This is a genomic window from Desulfuromonas sp. CSMB_57 (assembly GCF_020194955.2).
Taxonomy (GTDB): Bacteria; Desulfobacterota; Desulfuromonadia; order Desulfuromonadales; family Syntrophotaleaceae; genus JAFCIY02.
In genome coordinates this window covers 36,147-54,408 of the sequence record NZ_JAFCIY020000002.1, presented here as the reverse complement: position 1 = coordinate 54,408, position 18,262 = coordinate 36,147, and the positions used below count along the sequence as shown (strand labels likewise).

The window sequence follows — 18,262 nt, the reverse complement described above, 5'->3', positions numbered from 1 at the left end:
TGGCGTTTCTTCTGCAGTTCCGCCATGCTCGAAATCTTGGTCATTGCTTTATCTCCCCGTTATTATTCGAAATCCGCAAGCATGCCCTTGACCTGGTCGGTGCTGACATGGGCATAGACCTTTTCACCGATGACCACCGCCGGGGCCAGGGCGCAGGCACCGATGCAGCGCACGCGGTCGACGGAGAACTTGCCGTCCGCGGTGACCTCGCCGACTTCCACGCCGCCCAACTGCAGCAGAATGGCGTCCAGCACCTTGTCCGCACCCTTGACGAAGCAGGCGGTACCCATGCAGACCGAAATGGGGTGCTTGCCCTTGGGGACCATGGTGAAGAAGGTGTAGAAGCTGACCACGCCGAACACGTGCACCACCGGCACGTTCATCGCCTCGGCCACGTATTCCTGCACCTCTTCCGGCAGATAACCGAAAATACTCTGGGCTTTGTGAAGGACCGTTACCAGGTGTCCTTCCTTGGTGGGCAAACTGTCGATGAATTCGTCCAGTTCGCAGTACAGGTTGGCGGGCAACGTGTACTTGCCCATGGTTTGTTGCTGGGTCTTCTGAGCACAACTCGACATACTTCCTCCCCAATAAAAGGTTTGGAACCGCCGGACGTACGGGCAGAATTTGCGCACACGTGCAGAATTTATGCTCGCAAGGGAATCGGGCACAATTCTGCCGCCGCGCCCGGACGCACCTGGGGTTCCGGTTGGCACGACATCAAGCTACAGCACGACCCTCAGCAGTCGCACTGCTCTTCCGAAATTTTCAGTTACGGTCCTACGCTGTGGGGGGTGTTGCGGAAAAAAGGCCGGACCGGGGAGATCGGCCTTTTCTCCTCCTCCAATAACAATGCAAACGTCTTTGCAGACCGTATCCGCGGGTTCCGCGGCGTCCGCAACGGCAGGCACACAGAGCCATCCGCCTAACAAAAACCGGTGGCACCTCGGCAGGCGGTTCATCCTGCAAGGCCGCCTACCGGTCGGTGTTACAGCGTTCTAGCTCGTCCTGTATGCTTCCGCTACCGTCCGCCGAGTGAACCGGCTGAAAACGGCCAGCTATTCGATACCATTTTTACTTCGGCTTTTCAAGTTTTTTCAACGGGGGCAGTTCGAAAAAAAACCCTATTTTATCCGTAAACGGCTCAAGGGAAATAATCGTGGTCCTTTAGTCCATCAGTCCGAAAACGGCCGTTGGCACAAAACCACGTGTCAGCCAAGGGTCCTTCTGGCGGCAGGAGACAGAGTGGCGATGTAGGGCAAGGCCCGAAACCGGTCCGCGTAATCCAGGCCGTAACCGACGAGCCAGTCATCCGGAATGGTAAAGCCGAGATAGTCGACCCGGATTCCCCGGCGGATACTCTGTTCCTTGATCAGCAGGGAACAGGTTTTCAGGGATGCCGGACGGCGGGCGCCCAGCAGGCGGGTCAGATACTCAAGGGTCCGCCCGGTGTCGATGATATCCTCGACAATCAGCACATGCTGAGCCGCGATATCGGAGCGCAGATCCATGATCAGGCGCACCGCACCGCTGGTGGTACTCTGACCGTAGGACGACACGGCGATAAAATCGATGCGACAGGGAATGGTCAACCGCCGCGACAGATCGGCGAGAAACATGTAACAGCCGCGCAGCACCCCCACCAGCAACAGAGAACCCGCCTGCCGATAGTCTTCGGAGATCTGCCCGGCCAGCTCCCGCACCCGGACGGCAATGGCCGCTTCGCTCAGCAATACCTCCAGTGCGGCGTCCATCAGAGCTTCCCTCCCGGTGGATCGAGGAACAGGGGCAGCAGCCTCCCGGCAGCCACGTCGACCAAACCGAGGTCGGTCAACTTGAGCGCCGGAATCACCTCCAAACCCAGAAAGCTGAGGGTCATGAAGGGCCGCTGCAGAGGACATCCAAGAGTACGCGCCGCTGCAATCAATTGGCGACTTTCCGCGGCCACCTGCTCGATGCCCGCCACCGCCATGAGACCGGCCAGGGGCAGGGACAGCAACGCCAACAAGTCCCGTCCGCAGGCCACGGCCAGCCCGCCGCCGGCAGTCACTACCGCCTCCACCGCCGTAGCCATGGACCGGTCATCCATGCCCAGAACCAGCAGGTTGTGATGATCGTGGGCGACGCTGCCGGCCAGGGCACCGCGCTGCAGCCCGAAGCCCTGCACCAGGCCAAGCCCGCAACGACCGGATCCCCGGTGGCGCTCGACCACCGCCAGCTTGGCCAGATCCCGGGAGGCATCGGCGAGCACCCGTCCCCCCTGGCAGGTGGGAGGCAGCAGGAGTTTGTCGGTAAGCAACTGACCATCGCGCACCCCGATGACATGAGCCGCTCCGGGCCGCGCGGCAATGGAGAAATCGAGACGCGCCACATCGACATTCATGGTGTTCGGCCAGCCGCCACCCTTCGCCGCCGAAGGGGCCGAAGCCGAGACCAGGGCACCCTCTTCCGCCACCGGAACCCCGTCCTGCCAGACCTGATGCGCCTCGAAGCGGCGCAGGTCATCAACCACCACCAGGTCGGCGCGCCGTCCCGGTGCAATCAACCCCCGATCATCCAGGCGATAATGTTCCGCCGGATTGAGGGTCGCCAACCGCAACGCCGCCACCGGGTTCACTCCCGAGGCCATGGCCAGGCGCAGGACATGGTCCAGGCCTCCTTCCTGCAACAGTTCGTCCGGTTCGCGATCGTCCGTGCACAGGGACAGCCAGCGCTCGTTCCAGGGAGTCATCGCCGGCAGCAGATCCCGCAAGTTTCTGGCGGCGCTGCCCTCGCGCAGGAACAGCCGCAGTCCATGGTGCAGTTTATCCGCGGCTTCGGCCCGGCTGACGGATTCGTGATCGGAGGAAATTCCCGCGGCAATGTAGGCATTGAGGGACGGTCCGGACAGACCGGGACAATGGCCGTCCCGGGGCAGATGTTGAAACAGGTGCAATTCCTTGAGCAAATCGGGGTCGCCGGCCACCACGCCCGGCACATTCATGACCTCGCCCAAGCCGACGACCCCCGGTTCCCTGGCCAATTCCTCCAGGTCGAGATGGGTCAGACAGGCCCCGGAGGTGGCCAGCGACGTGGCCGGTACGCTCGACGGCACGGTGAGCAGAATCTGCAGAGGCACCCCGCGACCCTCTTCCAGCATCAAACGGAGACCGGGGGCGCCGAGCACATTGGCAATTTCATGAGGATTGGCAATCACCGTGGTCACCCCCCGGGGCACCACGGCGCGAGCGTATTCGGCGGGCCTGACCAGACTGCTTTCCAGATGTACATGGGCATCGATGAGTCCGGGACACAGCAGTCGGCCGCCCAGATCGCAGACGCGCCGCCCGCGCAATCCGTGGCCGAGGGCGGCAATTCGGGAACCGGCAAGTGCGACCTCGGCGGCACGAATTTCGCCGGTCAGCACATTGACCAAACGCAGGTTGGTCAATACCACATCGGCTTCCTCGGCACCGCGTGCCACCGCCAGCAAACGGGCCGGGGAGGGATCCCGGGGACCCTTGGGAAGAAGCTCCGAAACAACCATGGCGCCTCCTGTCAGCTCGCTCACTCCGAAGGGGTTACAGAACTACTATACCACCCTCGGTCCCGATGGCCTCCCGCTCCCTGGCACAGGTTCCCAACTTCCCTTTTCCGGTTGCAAAATATCCCGCCACATGCTAGAAGGTGGTCTCTTGTCGGGGCGTAGCGCAGCCTGGTAGCGCACCTGTCTTGGGCACAGGGGGTCGGAGGTTCGAATCCTCTCGCCCCGACCAGTTTAAAGCCCTGCGTCAATCCGGGCGCCAGTAGCTCAGGTGGATAGAGCAACGGCCTTCTAAGCCGTCGGTCGAGGGTTCGAGTCCTTCCTGGCGCGCCAACTTAGTATGTGGGAAAACGCCCTGGGCCGACCACCGGACAGGGCTTTTTCTTTTTTATCCGCTGTCTTCGGAACAACCGCCAAGTTCATGGCATGGAAAGGACAGTCACCGCAGCGGTTCCCCTGCCTTGTTCCGGGCAACCGCCAGCAACGGGAGGTCTTTCATGCGCGACACAGAGCCGAACATGGCTCGCGTCATCCTGATTCTGGGAATCATGGGTTTTTTAGCCAACGGGGACAACTACGCCGTGGCCCCGCTGCTCCTCGACATGTCGCGCGATCTGGGCATCAGCATTTCCGCGACCGCCTTGTCGGTGACCTCCTATATGCTGTGCTTCGGCTTATTTACGGTTTTTGTCGGCCCCCTGGCGGATCGTTACGGCAAAACCCGCATTGTCAATATTGCCGCATTCGGCACGGCTATTTTCAGCGTTTTGAGCGCCTTTTCCCACAACCTCGCCACCCTGGTCATCCTGCGGGCCTGCAATGGGGCCTTCGGATCGGGGATATTCCCCGTATCCCTCGCCTATATCGGCGAAAGCTCCGACAAGTCGTCCCAGCACCAATACCTGGCCAGATTTTTCGGCATGATGTTTCTGGGCGGCGCCACCGCCACGGCCATCGGCGGCGCCATCGCCCATGTGGGATCCTGGCGGGTAGTCTATTTTGTCTACGGCTTTCTGGAATTGATCGTGGCTTGTTTCATGCTCAAGCATCTCAACAAGGCCCCCGGCGTCATCCCTCGCCTGGATTTGAAAGCCATCTACCGGGAAGCCTTCGGAAACCGGGCTCTGATAAAAACCACCGGAACCATTTTCCTCATCGGCTTCAGCGTCTTCGGAACCTTTACCTATTCCGGGAAATACGTCCAGAACATTACCGGGTACAGTATCCTGCAAGTCGGACTGCTGTTATCCTTTTTTGGTTTTGGCACGGTTGTCGGCGGTCGTTACGCAACCCGCCTGAGGTACTACTTCAACCAGCGCTACGTACCCGGTGCCGCCCTGCTCGGCGCCTTCTCCCTGGCCGTTTTTCCGTTGCTGCACTCTCCCGCAGCCATTGCCGCGGCCCTGCTCGGCTTCGGGTTCGCCTTTATTTCCATTCACTCCACCCTGGTCACGACGGCTCAGAGCCTCATGCCGCACATGCGCGGCACGGTCATGTCCCTGGTGTCTTTCAACCTCTTCGGCGGCGGCGCCCTGGGCACCTATGTCAACGGCTTGCTCCTCGACCGTTTCGGCATCCAGTGGCTGTTTGCCGGCGCAACGCTGCTGATGCTGCTGATTCTGCTGATTGCCGTAGCCATCCTCGATTTGAGGGTGAAGGCGCCGGCCCTCACCTAGTGTCCCGTTACAGATCCACATCGCGACCGAAAGCGTGGAACTCATCGATGTTGCTGAATTCTCCCCAGGCCAGAAATTCATTGGGGGCATTGGCGAAACGATAGATGTTTTCCACGATATTGAAATGCTTGCGTTCCTCGTCCGCCACCTGCCGCAACATGGCCTTTACTCCGGCATCCTGCTCCCGTTTGATGGCATCCTCGTAAAAGCGCACCCCCTTGGCTTCGATTTCCATGGCATAGCGGTAGCTCTCCAGATCGTCCTGCAGAACCTCCTGGGCTCCGCCCGCGGCCAGCACCTCGGCAAAGATGTTTTTGGCATTCTCCAGGGCCGTGGAGGGCGGTGACGATTGGGAGGAATCGGCCGCCTGCAAGCGCTGGAAAAGCAGCAGATGCTGGTGTTCGTCGGCCGCCAGTTCGGCAAAAATCCGCCGGATGCCCGGCACCGTGTTGCTTTCGGCCAGTCGCTGATACAGTTGCTCGGCATCCGTTTCCATCTGCATGGCAAAGGCGTAGACGCTCATCAGAGAGCTCCTTTCCGTTCGAAGGTGAAGGGGCGCGGGGTCCGGCCCCGGCATTATCCTGCGCCGGCGAAATGTTCCAACGGGTCCATCAGTCCCGCCACCGTCAGCACTGTCCGCCATTGTTCCGGGGTGACCGGCTGCACGGAGAGACGGTTGCCGCGCCGCAACACGTCCATGGTACCAAGGACCGGATGGCGGCCCAGATCCTCGCGCGTGAGGGGATGCGGCAATGCCGTCACGTAGGCCACGTCCACCATGTACCAGATGGGTGAATCCGGTGTCGCCCGGGGATCGAAATGCCGCGAACGCGGATCCAGGGCAGTGTGGTCGGGATACCCGGAACGCACCACCCGGGCCAGGCCGACGATGGCCGGCCGGGAGATGTTGCTGTGGTAAAACAGCACCCCGTCGCCAACCTGAATGTCATCGCGCAACAGGTTGCGCGCCTGATAGTTGCGAACTCCGTCCCAAGCACTGATCCCCTGCGGACTGGTTCGCAGATCATCCAGGGAAAAACAGCCCGGCTCCGACTTCATCAGCCAATAACGACGCCCCATCCCGACCTCCAAACTGTGTCAGGACAGGAGAAAGTCGTTGGCCGCAGCCATCAGCCTTGCCAGTTGATCCTCGCTGCGGCCTTCGCCGTAGATGCGTACCACGGGCTCGGTACCGGATTTCCGCAGGAGCAGCCAGCCGCCGTCATCAAAGAAAAATTTCCAGCCGTCGACCGTGGAGATGCGCCGCACGGCAAAGGCCCCGATGGCCTTTGGTGGCGTCTCCATCTTCTTGGCAAAGGCCTGCTCCAGGGATTCGGTGAGGCGCACATTGCGGCGGCGGCAATAGTAGCTTCCCACTCGGCGATAAAGGTCCTGCAGCAGCACCCGGAGGGGTTTGCCGGTTATGGCCACCATTTCCGCCACCAGCAGACAGGCCAGGATGCCGTCCTTCTCCGGCACATGGCCGGTAATGGTCAGACCGGCGCTTTCCTCACCGCCCAGCAAAATTTTCCCATCGCGAATCAGCTCGCCGATGTATTTGAAGCCGACCGGCGTCTCGATGACCCGCAGCCCATGGAAATCGGCCACGGCATCGAGAAAATGGGAGGTGGCCACCGAACGGGCGGCATCGCCCCTGAGCCGGCGGGTGGTAATCAGATAATCATAAAGCAGGGCGAGAATGTAATTGGGCTCGATGAAGGTGCCGTCGTCATCAACAATGCCGAAGCGGTCGCCGTCACCGTCCGTGGCCAGGCCCAGACCGATTGTCGCATCATTGCGCACCAATTGAATGAAATCATCGATGTACGCGGCGGCCGGCTCGGGCGGAAAACCGCCGAAATAAGGATCCCGGTGATCGTGCATGCAGACCACCCGAGCACCGGCCTTGCGCAGCAGTTCGTCCAGGTAGCCGCGGCCGGTCCCGTAAAGGGGATTGACGGCAATGGTCAGGCCCGATTCAGCGATGGCAACGAGATTGACCATTTTTTCCAGTTCGGCAAAGTAACCCGGCCGTGGATCGATTTCCTGAACAATACCGTTCTGCAGGGCCTCGTCCAAGGGCATTTCCTTGAAGCAGATTTCTCCGAGCAACGCGTTGGCCCGCTCTTCAATGTCGTTGGTGTCTTCCGGCAGCGCCGGTCCGCCCCAATGGGAGGAAAATTTCATGCCGTTATAGTCATGGGGATTGTGACTGGCGGTGAAATTGATGGCCCCGGCCGCGCCGCGCCGCAACACCTCCAGAGCAATGACCGGGGTCGGTGTATCCCGGTTGCAAAGAAAAGCAGGAATACCATCGCCGGCCAGCACACACGCGGTTTCACGTGCGAAACGCTCTCCCATGAAACGACTGTCGTGACCGATGACCACACCTTGGTGATGCTGTCCCCGGGCGCGCAGGTGATCGGCAATGGCCTGGGTGACCACACGAACATTGTCCAGGGTGAAATCCTCGCAAAAAATCCCTCGCCAACCGGAGGTGCCAAACTTGATACGAGACATTAACATTTCCTCCACTAAAAACTGAATTTAAACACCATTTTCCCTTTGGATAACTGCTCCAATTCTGGCCGATTCAAAGTTTTTACCCGACTCATCACCCCTCAAGAATAGCATGAAAACCGTGGCGCGTTACAGCATGCCCCGGTTCTTCCGTCGATCCAAAAAAGGACAACCTCACTCCTCCTCCGCCTCCGGCCACAGTTCGGGGGCCAGGTAATTCTCCAGATGCTGCACATAGGGGCAATCCCCAGGCAAAACTCCCAAAGCCAGCACCGCCTCCGTCAAGGGTGCGCAATCCGGACGCAACGCATGCCGCCGTTCATACACCATGCATTGCCGGGTCCGCGGATCCAGAAATTCGCAGGGAACATCGGTGTAATAGATGCGACCTTCAAACTCCAGTTTTTCGAAACAGCAACGCCCGCAACGCCGACAACGTCCTTCCCAATCCGCACTGCCCGCAATGGACCGGCCTTTCACAGCATGCATCTTCGCCCTGTTCTCCGCCGTTCTTCGAACCGACCCTGAAATTATCGATTGACAAAATTTGACGGGTTGTTAAATAATGACGGTCTTTTGAACCCCCCAAAAATACCGCACCTACAAGGAGGACATACAGCTCATGAAGTGTGAAACTGTACAACCCGGCACCGAGTGTACTTTCTGGACCAAGCGCGGCTGCATCTTCGAAGGCAACTCCTGCCAGCTCGTCATTGAAGAATGTCAGGGCTGCGACCGGGTGGTGGAGAGTGCCATCGGTCAGGTCTGCTCCGCCTACCCCGCTCCGCAGCGCAAATGGGCTCAGGGCCTGTGCAACCTGGCGACCCACAAGAAGATCGATATCAAGAGCGCCGAGCAGAAGGTCAACCCTCTCAAGGCTTCGAAAAAGGCATCCGGCGGCAAGAAGAAGTAACCCTTATCGACCGTCCTGCATTGTCGGGGCAGACCTTCGGGTCTGCCCCGTTGTTTTTTACCCGCCTCAGCCTTCTTCCTTGAGCCCGGCTACTACCGCCGCGACTTCTTCGCGCAGTTGGCGGGCTTCTTCGCTCTGCTCCAGCTTCAGAAACGCCTGATAATGGCCCAGGGCCGCCTGGGGCTGTTCCTGGTCCAGCAGCAGATTGCCCAACAACAGATGCGCCTCGGCGAAATCCCGGTCCAGGCGCAGCGCCTCGCGACAGGCCTCCTCGGCCGCCGACGTTTCGCCCAGGGCATCATAAAGCTCCGCCAGATTGAGATGAATCTGCGGTTCCTGGTCATCCTCACGCAGGGCTTTTTGAAACACCTGCAAGGCCTCCGACAGCCGGTCGACCGCCACCAAGGCCTCGCCCAGGCAATTCAGGGCAAAGGCCGAATGCGCATCCAGGGCCAGGGCCCGTTCATAGCATGCGATGGCTTCGGTCAGTTCGCCGTCGCTAAAACGCACCAACCCCATGCGCAGCCACGCCTCATGGGCTTCTTCCGGGGCCTCCAGCAAGCGGTTATAGACGGCCAGCGCTTCCTTGCCGCGGCGGGCTTCGAACAACAGATCGCCCAAAGCGAACAGACTATCCGCATGCTGCGGATCCAGGTCCAAGGCCTGCCTCAAGGCAACCTCCGCCTCGGCCAAGCGACCGCTTTCGGCCAGGGCTTCACCCAGGCCGAAGTGAACATCGGCATCTGCGGCCCCGGCCTGCAGGGCGGCCCGGTAGTAATGGACGGCGGCCGTCCAGTCCCCGGCTTCGGCCGCCAGTTCTGCCTTGTGCAGCCAATTCCGCAAGTCTTCGCCTCCCATATGCCCCCCTAAGTCCTTTGCCTGTCAGGCTTATTTAAGGTAATCCTGCTGCACCCGGCCCAGAAAACAAACCCCTGCCAGGGTCTCTGAAAACCCTGGCAGGGGTCTTGAAACAGCCGTACATGACTTTTGTCGGTCGACTTGCTGCGGGAACGGTGCGCGCAGCCTCCCTCAGTCACTCATACACGCCTTCACAGACCGGTTCGGACAAATCGTCAGTCGCGGCCACCATGCAGACGGAAGGATCCGTCCGCCGAGGTTATGGAAGAGATGGCGTGCTTGTAAAGCAGCAGGTCCCCCCGGCTTTCGATGAGGACGCAAAAACTGTCGAAGGATTTGATGTAGCCCTCAAGTTTATCGCCCGACATCATGATGATGTTCACCCGCACGCGCTCTTTACGGGCCTGGTTAAGGTACTGATCCTGGATGTTGAACGGGGTTTTGGACATGGCCTCTCCTGTTTACGAGACATTGAAAAACTGCTCAATTAATGTCATTACCTTAGCAAACTCTCCCAAGGAATCAAGCCAAATTATTGATTTAACTTTGCCGAACCAGGTCATCTGCCGCTTGGCATAGCGCCGGGTCGCCATCTGCACCGCATCTCGAGCCTCCTGCAGGGAGGCATGTCCCTGCAGATAGTGGATGCATTCTCGATAGCCGATGGTCTGCAGGGCCTTGCTGCCCGGCGCATAACCGGCGGCCAGCAGAGCCTGCACTTCCTCCACCAGCCCCGCCTCGAACATCCGGCAGGTGCGCGCATCGATGCGCTCGTAGAGCTCGTTGCGCGACCGGCGCACGCCGATAAAAAGGGCCCGTAGAGATGTGCGGGCGCGGGCATGTTGGGCCTGCAAGTCGGACAGGCGACGACCGCTGAGGTGCTGAACTTCGAGGCCGCGCAGAATGCGCACCCGATCGCGGGGCGCCAAGCGGGCGGCCAGTGCCGGATCGACGGCCGCCAGACGGCGATGCAGGGCCCCTTCCCCCTCCCGCTCCTCCAAGGCCAGCATTTCGCGCCGAAAAACGTCGTCCCGGCCGGGAACATCGGCCAATCCATCCACCAGGGACTGAATATAGAGGCCGGTGCCGCCGACCACCAGGGGCAAACGTCCGGCACCGGCCATGCCGGTCAGGGCCGCCCTGCCCAAGCGGCAGAAATCCGCCGCACTGAATGCCTCATCGGGCGTGACCACGTCGATGAGGTGATGCGGCACCCGCGCCCGTTCCTCCGGAGAGGGTTTGGCGGTGCCGATATCCATGCCGAGATAGACTTGGCGGGAGTCGGCGGAAATGATTTCCACCGGCAAGCGTTCGGCAAGGTCCATGGCCAGGGCCGTCTTGCCGCTGGCCGTGGGTCCGCACAGCACCACCAGCGGCGGCTGTCTCTTCCGGTCCGGTATCAGATCCATCACCCGCGCTGGAAAAGCCGCTCCACCTCGGCCAGTTGCCAGCACACGGTGATAGGCCGCCCATGGGGACATTGCCGGTTATACGGCACTTGGTCCAATTGGTCCAGCAAGGCCCGCATCTCTGCCGGAGTCAGACTTTGATTGGCGCGCACCATGCCATGGCAGGCCATTTTCAACAACAATTTTTCCACCTGTCGGTCAACTTGGCGGGTCACGCCGAATTCGGCCAAATCGTCCATCAGATCCCGCAGCAGCGGCTCCGCAGCCACATTCTGCAACAGTGCCGGAACACTCTTGAGGGCAAAGGAACGGCCGCCAAAAGGCTCCAGTTCAAAGGCCAGGCGGCCCAGCAGATCGCGGTACTCGGAGATCAACTGCGCGTGCCGAAAATCAAATTCCAGCACCAGGGGAAACAGCAGCAACTGCCGCTCCAGGGTTCCCAGCCGGTACTGAGCGCAGAGCTTCTCGAAGCCGATGCGCTCATGGGCGGCATGCTGATCGACCAACACCAGGTCATCTCCGGCCTGGCAGACCAGGTAGCTGCCCCGAAACTGCCCCAGGATGGTCATGCTCCCATAGCCGTTGGGCTCGGGCGTCGGATTCTCGGCGGCGGGAGGCGCAAACAGGGTCGCGACCTGCTCAGGCGGTGTGGCCTGGTGGACTTCGTGGACTTTGTGGACAGGGTCAGGCGCCGGCTGCGGGCCCGCTTTGGTCAGGTAGGCGGCATGCGGATCGCGAATTTTCGAGGGGACTTCCCCTGTGGGAACGGCCTGGGCCTGGCGGGTGGCAACTTCCTGAGGGGCTAAGGCCGGTTGCCGGGTCGCTGCCGCCGCCGGCCGCGCCAAGGTCTCGCGTACCGCGGCCACGATCAGGTCGTGCACCTGGCTTTGCTCCCGGAAGCGGACCTCCTGTTTGGTGGGATGCACATTGACATCAACCAGGTCGGCCGGGAGCTCCAGGAACAAAACCGCCAGGGGGTAGCGCCCCTTGGGCAACAGGTGACGATAGCCTTCCGCCACGGCGTGCTGCACCACGCGGTCGCGGATGAAACGGCCGTTGATGTAGCTGAACATGCCGCTGTTGGTGCTCCGATGCAGCTCCGGTCGCGACAGCAGCCCATGCAGACGCCAGGGGGCTTCAGGGAATTCCCGCAGGGGCACCAGTCCTCGCAGAATATCCCGACCGAGCAATTCGCCGATGCGCTCCGCAAGACCGTTCTGGCGGTTGACCTCCCACAGCAGTCGGGCGTTGTGGGTCAGGCGGACATGTACCCCGGGACTGGCCAGGGCCAGTCGGGTCAGGGCCTCGCTGAGGTGGCCCAGCTCGGTTTCATCCCGGCGCAGGAACTTGCGTCGCGCCGGAACGTTGAAAAACAGGTTGCGGACTTCGATGACCGTTCCGACGGGCATGCCGACGGCGCCGGCACGCAGCACGCGCCCCCCCTCGGTGACGATCTCCCAACCCTCCAGACTGTCCGTCCCACGGGTCCGCAACGCCATGCGGGAGACGGCGGCGATGGAGGGCAGCGCCTCGCCGCGAAACCCCAGGGTCTGCAAGCGGAACAGATCCTGTTCGCTACGGATCTTGCTGGTGGCGTGGCGTTCCAGGCAGAGAAAGGCATCGTCGCGGTTCATGCCGTGACCGTTGTCGGTAATGCGCAGCAACCGCTTGCCGCCCTGCTCGATCTCGACCAGGATCCGATCGGCGCCGGCATCCAGCGCGTTTTCAACCAGTTCCTTGAGAACCGATGCCGGTCGCTCAACGACCTCGCCGGCGGCAATCTGGTTGCACAGGGTTTCCGGCAATATCTGTATCTTCTGATTCACAACGAACCTGTATGGGCGGCGACGAAGGGCCTCGGGGGAGTTAGCGAAAGCGGTCGGTTACAAACGATTTTCGAGGGAATCGAGCATTTCATCGATATCGTCAAAGTCTTCCTCGGCACGTTCGGACACGAAATGGCTGCTCGCCGGATGCGGCAAAAGCCCCAGGTCGCCGGCCACGCTGTGGACGATCTGCTTGTCGACCCGGTCGTGCTTGCGCAAAAAGGCTTCGAACAGGCAGTTATCGCAGATGGTATTGATCAAGCGGGGCACACCGCCCGAAAAGGTATGAATATCGGGGATGATATCGATGGGAATAATGGGATAGGTGGCGCCGGCAATCTGCAGGCGGTGCTGGATATAGGATTCGGTAATGTCGCAGGTCAGGGAACGCAGCCGGTATTTGACCGCCACCCGCTGCGCCAGGGGCTCGTCCAGGCGCAGGCAGTCCTCGACCTCGGGCAGACCGAAAAATACCATGTTCAGCAGTTTCTTGCCGGGAATCTCCAGGTTCAGCAGACCCCGGAACTCCTCCATCAACGCCCGGGTCTGCAGCATCTGGGCTTCATCGATGAGCACCACCGCCTTGCGTCCCGATTCGTCGATTTCCAACAGCCGATCGAACAGTTGCTTGAGCAGGGTGAGGCGATCCGGAGCCGGATTATCGACCCCGAGTTGCAGGGAGATGCGGGTCAGAATCCATTCCGGCGTCACCCCGGAATGAACCATGACCAGCAAGGAAGACTGGTAACGATCCTCAGTCAGGCAATCGAGCATGCGCCGCGCCAGGGTGGTTTTGCCCGTGCCGACGCCCCCCACCACCACCGCCAGCCCCTTGCTGGAATCAACGGCGTACATGGTGCGCAGCAAGGCTTGCTGGTGCTGCTCGCTGTTGTAATAGAAGCGCGCGTCCGGCGCATTGGAAAAGGGTTCCCGCTCCAACTGAAAATGCTCAATATAGCTCATGGATTGCGCTCCCCGAAAAACATTCCATTACAGAAAGGTCACCCGACTCTGGCCCGGGCCCTGACCGGAGCCGCCGGGCTCATCCCCATCCAGTCCCAGCTGCCGACGCAACTGGCGAACCTGTTCGGAGGCTTCACGGAAAAACGGATCGACATCGGCAACGCGCTGGAAGCTTTCCAAGGCATCCAGGGGCCGGCTCCAGGCCACGTAGAGCAATCCCAGTTCGAAATACAGGTTAAGCCGCTCCTGATCCTTGAGACGATCGTGATCGAGGCCCTGCCGAAACAGGTCCGCGGCACCGGCAAAGTTGCCCCGGGCGGCCAGGCACAGGGATTTTAACGTTAACGCGTCGATGTGCCGGCTGGGATGAGCCATGGATTTATCGAATTCCTCGATGGCTTCGTCCAGCAGTCCCATCTCCTTGTAGGCAATACCCAGATTGAAATGGCTTTCGATATCGTCCGGCGCCACGGCATCGGCCAGCCCTTTTTTGAAAGCCGACAGACTGCCGTCCAGCCGCGAGCGCTCCTTATCTCCCAGGCCGCCCAGGTCAACGCCGACCGGAGCAGGTTGGGCCGACCGGGTACCGGTCGCTCTGGCGGGAGCCGCCTGCTGCTTGCGCTTCCGGACCCCGGCCAACAGATCGAGGGCGTCCTGAAAATCGGGCTGCCGATTCAGAATTTCGCCGCACTTGCGCTCCGCGTCGTCCAGGAAACCCTGCTGCAGATAGAATTCGGCTTCCTCCAGTTCGCCGCTGAGGTCGGCGCCCCCCCGGCTGTCCTCGTCGAGATCCAGCAGATCGTTCTCCAGCACGGCGCCGAGTTCCCGCTCCAAATCGGCCAGTTCGTCCCGGTAGGGAGCTGCTGCCGCATCCCGCTCCGGAGTGGCGGGAGGCAGGTCCCCGTCCAGGTCCAATTCGATTTCCATTTCGAAATCATTCGCAGCCGGACCTGCCGTCGCGGCACTTCCCCACTCCATCCCATCCGCGGATTTGGGGAAATCCTCGTCGTGCATCCCTGCACCCGGAAATTCGTCGAATTCCGTCGCGCCCAGCCAGGTCTCGGCAGGGTCTGCCGCCGCCTCAGGACGCACCGCAGGGCCCGACTCCGCACCAAAATCAACCAGATGGTTGAACTCTTCGGTTCCCGACTCCTCGGCCAGGGCCCCCACCGTATCGGCCGGCCCGGCGTCGCCGTCGGATATGAGCTCAAACAATTTGGCGCCTTCCCCGGTGTGCTCGTAAATCTCCCGGAGACCGGCCTGAACCTGCTGATTGCCGGGCAGGGCTTTATGCAGGGTTTCATAGAGAGACTTCAGGTCCGCGCCTTTGCCGGCCCGGAGCAAGCTGTCGCGCCAGGTTTCCAGGCAACCCAGAATCTCGTCGAAGGTTCCAGCCTGCAACCCGGCCCGGGCAAACCCCAACTGCCACTCCGGATTTTCCTCCTCTTGAGCCAGCAACCGCCGGAAGCAATCCTTTTCCGCGGCATAATCCTGTCGCGCTCCGTGGGCTTGGGCCAACAGGACCAGCACCTGCGGCTGGCCGGGATCGGCGGCCGCCAGGCCGGACAATACGGCCTTGGCCTGCGCCTCACCGTCAGCCGCCAGCAGCGTTTTGGCCAGGGCCAAAAGCAGGGCGGTATCGGACAGGTGATGCGCTTCCAGGAGCGACTGGATCTTATGCGCCGCCGGCAAGTCCCGGTTGCGTTCCATGACCGCCAAGGCATCCAGGATCTCCTGCCGGCCGCGCTCCTGCAGTCCCTGGCGCAGACAGCCCTCGCAGATGCGCAGGCGCAGGTTGCTGTTCTGCCCGTCCAGGGCTTTCATTCGCTCCAGAACATCGAGGAATTCCGGAACCTTCCCCTCCTGCTCGAGGAGGTCGGCCAGCCGCCGGTACTCGGTCAGGGCATTGCCCAGCAAACCCTGCTTTTCGTTGAGGGTGGCCAGATGCCGGTAAACCACCAGCTGCCCCGGGGCGATCTTTTGCATCTGCTTGTAAACGGCGATGGCCTTGAGGAAAAAGCCGTTCCCGGTGTAATGTTGCGCCACCAGGTCAAAGGCCGCATAAGCCTCGTCCGACATGCCGGCCCGAGTGTACAACTCGGCCAGGCGCTGCCGACTGCGAATATCCTTGGGATCGAACTCCAGAACCTTCTGATAGTCCTTGATGGCTTTCGCCACCTGGCCTTTTTGCAGATTTTTCTGGGCCGACAACAGAAATTTTTCTTTTTTTTGCAGCAAAGCGGGCCACCCATCGCCTGAAAGAGTTAAATGCGCTACGAATGTTAAACCAGAGCCTGCTCGACTGTCAAGCAAACGACGGTATACAATCTGCCGAAATACCCGTTCTGCAAAGAAAAACCCCGCCGTCCGGTGATTTCATGAAGACTTCTTCCGCATCCCGCCGCCCACCTGGAAAATCTGTCATAATTTTGACCACCCGAGCCTCTCAGCGACGCTTCCCCAACCCGCGGCGGCCAAAAACACGCTTCATTCACAGCCGGCAACCATCAGAGACGCTTCAGACGCGCCACCTCTTCGCGGGTCAGATGACGATACTGCCCCGGCGCCAGGGTACCCAATTCGAGAAAGGCCAACCGGATGCGTTTCAACCGGCTGACCGGGTAGCCAACCGCCTCGCACATGCGCCGCACCTGGCGATTGCGCCCCTCGTGAATGGTCAACTCCAGCCAGGTGTGGCTGTCCGAACCGCGCACGCCCGCGACACGGGCCGGTGCGGTGATGCCATCTTCAAGCATGACACCCGTTTCCAGGGTCCGCTGCGCCTCCCTGGTCAGGCGGCCGCGTACCCGCACCAGGTAGGTTTTGGTCACCTCATGCCGGGGATGGGTCAATCGCCAGGCCAGTTTTCCGTCGTTGGTGAGCAGCAGCAAGCCCTCGGTGGTCAGATCCAGGCGACCGACGGGGAACAAGCGGGCCGGCACGTCGCGCAGCAGTTCCGTGACCACGGGGCGCCCTCGAGGATCGCGCAGGGTGGTGACGTAACCTGCCGGCTTGTTCAAAAGCACGTAGACCGGGGTTTCTTCAAGCCTAAGCGGGCGGCCGTCGACCGCAACATGATCGCGGTCCGGATCGGCCTGTTCGCCCAACTGGACAATCCGGCCGTTGACCGTGACCCGGCCCTGCTCAATCCATTTTTCGGCTTCCCGGCGGGAAGCCAACCCCGCCAGGGCGATCAATTTCTGTACCCGTTGCTTCATCCCTGACTCTTCCCGTCCTGATCTGCAAAGGCCTCGCCGGCTGCCGTCGACAAGGACTCCACCGCCTCCAGCAAATCCGGGGGCAATTCGTTGAACTCCGGCAGGGACGGCAACTCGGCCAGGCTCCGCAAACCGAAAAATTCCAGAAACTCCGGACCGGTTCCATATAACACCGGCCGTCCGGGAAGATCCTTGCGGCCGACCATGCGTACCAGATGCCGATCGAGCAGGGTCTTCATGACCGCGCCGGAATCGACACCACGCAGATAATCCACATCGGCGCGGGTAACCGGCTGCCGATAGGCAATGATCGCCAAGGTCTCCAAAGCAGCGCGGGACAACCGCACCGGCCGACTGTGATGCAGGCGGCGGATGTATTCGGCATGCTCGGGCCGGGTGCGCAATTGGTAACCTTCGGCCAGTTCCTGCAGCACAAAACCCCGCCGCGTCTGGCGATACTCTTCGGCCAGCAGTTCCACCACGGCGCTGACCCGCGCCGGCGGCAGATCCGGATGAAGGGCGGCCGCCAATTGCCCGGCCCGCACCGGGCCCGGGGCGGCGAACAACAAAGCTTCGATGAGGGTCTTGAGTTCAGCAGTATCCAAAAGCTTCATCCACGGGAATCGCCGCGGCCGCCGGCCGTTGTTCCACGGCGTGCAGCCAGATGGCGGCGTGATGCTGACCCTGCAGTATTCGCACCAGTCCCAACTTGGCCAGTTCCAATACCGCCAGAAAGGTGACGATCAGCAGTTCCCGATCACAACCCAGGCCCACGACATCGAGAAACGGCAGCTGCGGTCGCCGACTCAGCAGTTCGAGAACCTGGCGGGCCCGCTCGGCAACGGACAGCCGTTCTCGAGCCACTTCATGCACCGGCGGCGGGGGCGGTTCCTGCAACAGGCGCCGCAAGGCTTCGACCAGTTCGAACAGGGGCACCGGTTGCAATTCGCCGTCGTCATTACCGGCCATGGCCTCATCGGCAATCTGACGCACAAAGACATCGCGGCCCAGCAGGGGCAGCCGTTCCAGACTTTGCGCCGCTTCCTTGTATTTCTGGTACTCCAGGAGGCGATGCACCAGTTCCTCGCGCGGGTCGACTTCCTCCTCATCGTTGTCCGCTGCTTCGCGCGACGGCAGCAGCAGCCTGGATTTGATATGCAGCAGGGTCGATGCCATTACCAGAAATTCGCCGGCGATTTCCAGGTTGAGGCTTTTCATGGTATCCAGGGCGGCGAGATACTGGGCCGTGATTTCGGCGATGGGAATATCGTAGATGTCCATCTCATGCTGCTTGATGAGATGCAGCAGCAAATCGAGGGGACCCTTGAAGTTTTCCAGATCGATGTGGTAGGCCAT

At 61.1% G+C, this 18,262-nt stretch carries 18 protein-coding genes and 2 tRNA genes; 4 read left to right on the top strand and 16 right to left on the bottom strand.

Annotated elements, in window-relative coordinates; all coding sequences use genetic code 11:
• Positions 1–62: 62 nt before the first annotated feature.
• From JQN68_RS01665 to ade, 3 genes are all read right to left on the bottom strand, one after another.
• Entirely contained in the window at positions 63–578 is a 516-nt protein-coding gene (locus tag JQN68_RS01665) for an NADH-quinone oxidoreductase subunit NuoE family protein (protein WP_225072340.1), read from the bottom strand.
• Between the two features lie 633 nt (positions 579–1,211).
• Positions 1,212–1,754 carry a hypoxanthine phosphoribosyltransferase gene (gene hpt / locus JQN68_RS01660; protein WP_225072339.1) on the bottom strand — a complete coding sequence of 181 codons (543 nt, stop codon included), beginning with the start codon at positions 1,752–1,754 and terminating at the stop codon, positions 1,212–1,214.
• The gene (ade, locus tag JQN68_RS01655) at positions 1,754–3,526 is read right to left on the bottom strand and encodes an adenine deaminase (protein ID WP_225072338.1); all 1,773 of its coding nucleotides are present in this window, start codon (positions 3,524–3,526) and stop codon (positions 1,754–1,756) included. The genes hpt and ade overlap by 1 nt, the downstream gene beginning before the upstream one ends.
• A gap of 152 nt (positions 3,527–3,678) precedes the next feature.
• Between ade and JQN68_RS01650 the strand changes: the two genes are divergently transcribed.
• The 3 genes from JQN68_RS01650 to JQN68_RS01640 all read left to right on the top strand — a co-directional run bounded on the left by JQN68_RS01650 (position 3,679) and on the right by JQN68_RS01640 (position 5,199).
• Positions 3,679–3,755 (top strand) — tRNA-Pro (locus JQN68_RS01650).
• 24 nt (positions 3,756–3,779) lie between these two features.
• A tRNA-Arg gene (locus JQN68_RS01645) sits at positions 3,780–3,856 on the top strand.
• A gap of 164 nt (positions 3,857–4,020) precedes the next feature.
• Positions 4,021–5,199 carry an MFS transporter gene (locus JQN68_RS01640; protein WP_225072337.1) on the top strand — a complete coding sequence of 393 codons (1,179 nt, stop codon included), beginning with the start codon at positions 4,021–4,023 and terminating at the stop codon, positions 5,197–5,199.
• A 7-nt stretch (positions 5,200–5,206) separates the two neighbouring features.
• On the opposite strand, the gene JQN68_RS01635 is transcribed toward JQN68_RS01640, so the two are convergent.
• From JQN68_RS01635 to JQN68_RS01620, 4 genes are all read right to left on the bottom strand, one after another.
• A complete protein-coding gene (locus tag JQN68_RS01635) occupies positions 5,207–5,776 on the bottom strand; it encodes a ferritin-like domain-containing protein (protein ID WP_225072336.1) in 570 nt (189 codons plus the stop codon).
• Complete coding sequence (locus JQN68_RS01630; protein WP_225072335.1) at positions 5,776–6,279, bottom strand: EVE domain-containing protein; 504 nt, start codon at positions 6,277–6,279, stop codon at positions 5,776–5,778. The genes JQN68_RS01635 and JQN68_RS01630 overlap by 1 nt, the downstream gene beginning before the upstream one ends.
• An 18-nt stretch (positions 6,280–6,297) precedes the next feature.
• Positions 6,298–7,719, bottom strand: coding sequence for a phosphoglucomutase/phosphomannomutase family protein (locus JQN68_RS01625; RefSeq protein WP_225072334.1), 1,422 nt, complete (start codon positions 7,717–7,719; stop codon positions 6,298–6,300).
• Positions 7,720–7,893: 174 nt separating this feature from the next.
• A complete protein-coding gene (locus JQN68_RS01620; protein ID WP_225072333.1) occupies positions 7,894–8,208 on the bottom strand; it encodes a CxxCxxCC domain-containing protein in 315 nt (104 codons plus the stop codon).
• A 133-nt stretch (positions 8,209–8,341) separates the two neighbouring features.
• Here JQN68_RS01620 and JQN68_RS01615 point away from each other — a divergent pair, with 133 nt between their 5' ends.
• A complete protein-coding gene (locus JQN68_RS01615) occupies positions 8,342–8,632 on the top strand; it encodes a PxxKW family cysteine-rich protein (RefSeq protein WP_225072332.1) in 291 nt (96 codons plus the stop codon).
• Positions 8,633–8,698: 66 nt separating this feature from the next.
• Here the strand turns inward: JQN68_RS01615 and JQN68_RS01610 are convergent, their stop codons facing one another.
• The 9 genes from JQN68_RS01610 to JQN68_RS01570 all read right to left on the bottom strand — a co-directional run bounded on the left by JQN68_RS01610 (position 8,699) and on the right by JQN68_RS01570 (position 18,262).
• Positions 8,699–9,490 carry a tetratricopeptide repeat protein gene (locus JQN68_RS01610; protein WP_225072331.1) on the bottom strand — a complete coding sequence of 264 codons (792 nt, stop codon included), beginning with the start codon at positions 9,488–9,490 and terminating at the stop codon, positions 8,699–8,701.
• A 215-nt stretch (positions 9,491–9,705) separates the two neighbouring features.
• On the bottom strand, positions 9,706–9,939 hold the full coding sequence (hfq, locus tag JQN68_RS01605; RefSeq protein ID WP_225072330.1) for an RNA chaperone Hfq: 234 nt from the start codon (positions 9,937–9,939) through the stop codon (positions 9,706–9,708).
• Positions 9,940–9,951: 12 nt separating this feature from the next.
• Entirely contained in the window at positions 9,952–10,899 is a 948-nt protein-coding gene (gene miaA / locus JQN68_RS01600; RefSeq protein WP_225072329.1) for a tRNA (adenosine(37)-N6)-dimethylallyltransferase MiaA, read from the bottom strand.
• Positions 10,899–12,725, bottom strand: a complete 1,827-nt coding sequence (mutL, locus tag JQN68_RS01595) for a DNA mismatch repair endonuclease MutL (RefSeq protein WP_225072328.1) — start codon at positions 12,723–12,725, stop codon at positions 10,899–10,901. Before mutL ends, miaA begins: the two co-directional genes overlap by 1 nt.
• A 57-nt stretch (positions 12,726–12,782) precedes the next feature.
• Entirely contained in the window at positions 12,783–13,688 is a 906-nt protein-coding gene (locus JQN68_RS01590; RefSeq protein ID WP_225072327.1) for an ExeA family protein, read from the bottom strand.
• Between the two features lie 27 nt (positions 13,689–13,715).
• A complete protein-coding gene (locus JQN68_RS01585) occupies positions 13,716–15,899 on the bottom strand; it encodes a tetratricopeptide repeat protein (RefSeq protein ID WP_249620976.1) in 2,184 nt (727 codons plus the stop codon).
• Positions 15,900–16,195: 296 nt separating this feature from the next.
• Positions 16,196–16,906: a pseudouridine synthase gene (locus JQN68_RS01580; protein ID WP_225072325.1), complete on the bottom strand. Its 711-nt coding sequence runs from the start codon at positions 16,904–16,906 to the stop codon at positions 16,196–16,198.
• Positions 16,903–17,511 carry an SMC-Scp complex subunit ScpB gene (gene scpB / locus JQN68_RS01575; protein ID WP_225072324.1) on the bottom strand — a complete coding sequence of 203 codons (609 nt, stop codon included), beginning with the start codon at positions 17,509–17,511 and terminating at the stop codon, positions 16,903–16,905. Before scpB ends, JQN68_RS01580 begins: the two co-directional genes overlap by 4 nt.
• On the bottom strand, positions 17,498–18,262 hold the full coding sequence (locus JQN68_RS01570) for a segregation and condensation protein A (protein WP_249620975.1): 765 nt from the start codon (positions 18,260–18,262) through the stop codon (positions 17,498–17,500). The genes scpB and JQN68_RS01570 overlap by 14 nt, the downstream gene beginning before the upstream one ends.

Bases quoted from the DNA above. Each gene is read 5' to 3' on its own strand.
- JQN68_RS01665 (WP_225072340.1), bottom strand. From the start codon at position 578: ATGTCGAGTTGTGCTCAGAAGACCCAGCAACAAACCATGGGCAAGTAC.
- hpt (WP_225072339.1), bottom strand. From the start codon at position 1,754: ATGGACGCCGCACTGGAGGTATTGCTGAGCGAAGCGGCCATTGCCGTC.
- ade (WP_225072338.1), bottom strand. From the start codon at position 3,526: ATGGTTGTTTCGGAGCTTCTTCCCAAGGGTCCCCGGGATCCCTCCCCG.
- JQN68_RS01640 (WP_225072337.1), top strand. From the start codon at position 4,021: ATGCGCGACACAGAGCCGAACATGGCTCGCGTCATCCTGATTCTGGGA.
- JQN68_RS01635 (WP_225072336.1), bottom strand. From the start codon at position 5,776: ATGCCGGGGCCGGACCCCGCGCCCCTTCACCTTCGAACGGAAAGGAGC.
- JQN68_RS01630 (WP_225072335.1), bottom strand. From the start codon at position 6,279: ATGGGGCGTCGTTATTGGCTGATGAAGTCGGAGCCGGGCTGTTTTTCC.
- JQN68_RS01625 (WP_225072334.1), bottom strand. From the start codon at position 7,719: ATGTCTCGTATCAAGTTTGGCACCTCCGGTTGGCGAGGGATTTTTTGC.
- JQN68_RS01620 (WP_225072333.1), bottom strand. From the start codon at position 8,208: ATGCATGCTGTGAAAGGCCGGTCCATTGCGGGCAGTGCGGATTGGGAA.
- JQN68_RS01615 (WP_225072332.1), top strand. From the start codon at position 8,342: ATGAAGTGTGAAACTGTACAACCCGGCACCGAGTGTACTTTCTGGACC.
- JQN68_RS01610 (WP_225072331.1), bottom strand. From the start codon at position 9,490: ATGGGAGGCGAAGACTTGCGGAATTGGCTGCACAAGGCAGAACTGGCG.
- hfq (WP_225072330.1), bottom strand. From the start codon at position 9,939: ATGTCCAAAACCCCGTTCAACATCCAGGATCAGTACCTTAACCAGGCC.
- miaA (WP_225072329.1), bottom strand. From the start codon at position 10,899: ATGGATCTGATACCGGACCGGAAGAGACAGCCGCCGCTGGTGGTGCTG.
- JQN68_RS01590 (WP_225072327.1), bottom strand. From the start codon at position 13,688: ATGAGCTATATTGAGCATTTTCAGTTGGAGCGGGAACCCTTTTCCAAT.
- JQN68_RS01580 (WP_225072325.1), bottom strand. From the start codon at position 16,906: ATGAAGCAACGGGTACAGAAATTGATCGCCCTGGCGGGGTTGGCTTCC.
- JQN68_RS01570 (WP_249620975.1), bottom strand. From the start codon at position 18,262: ATGGCCTACCACATCGATCTGGAAAACTTCAAGGGTCCCCTCGATTTG.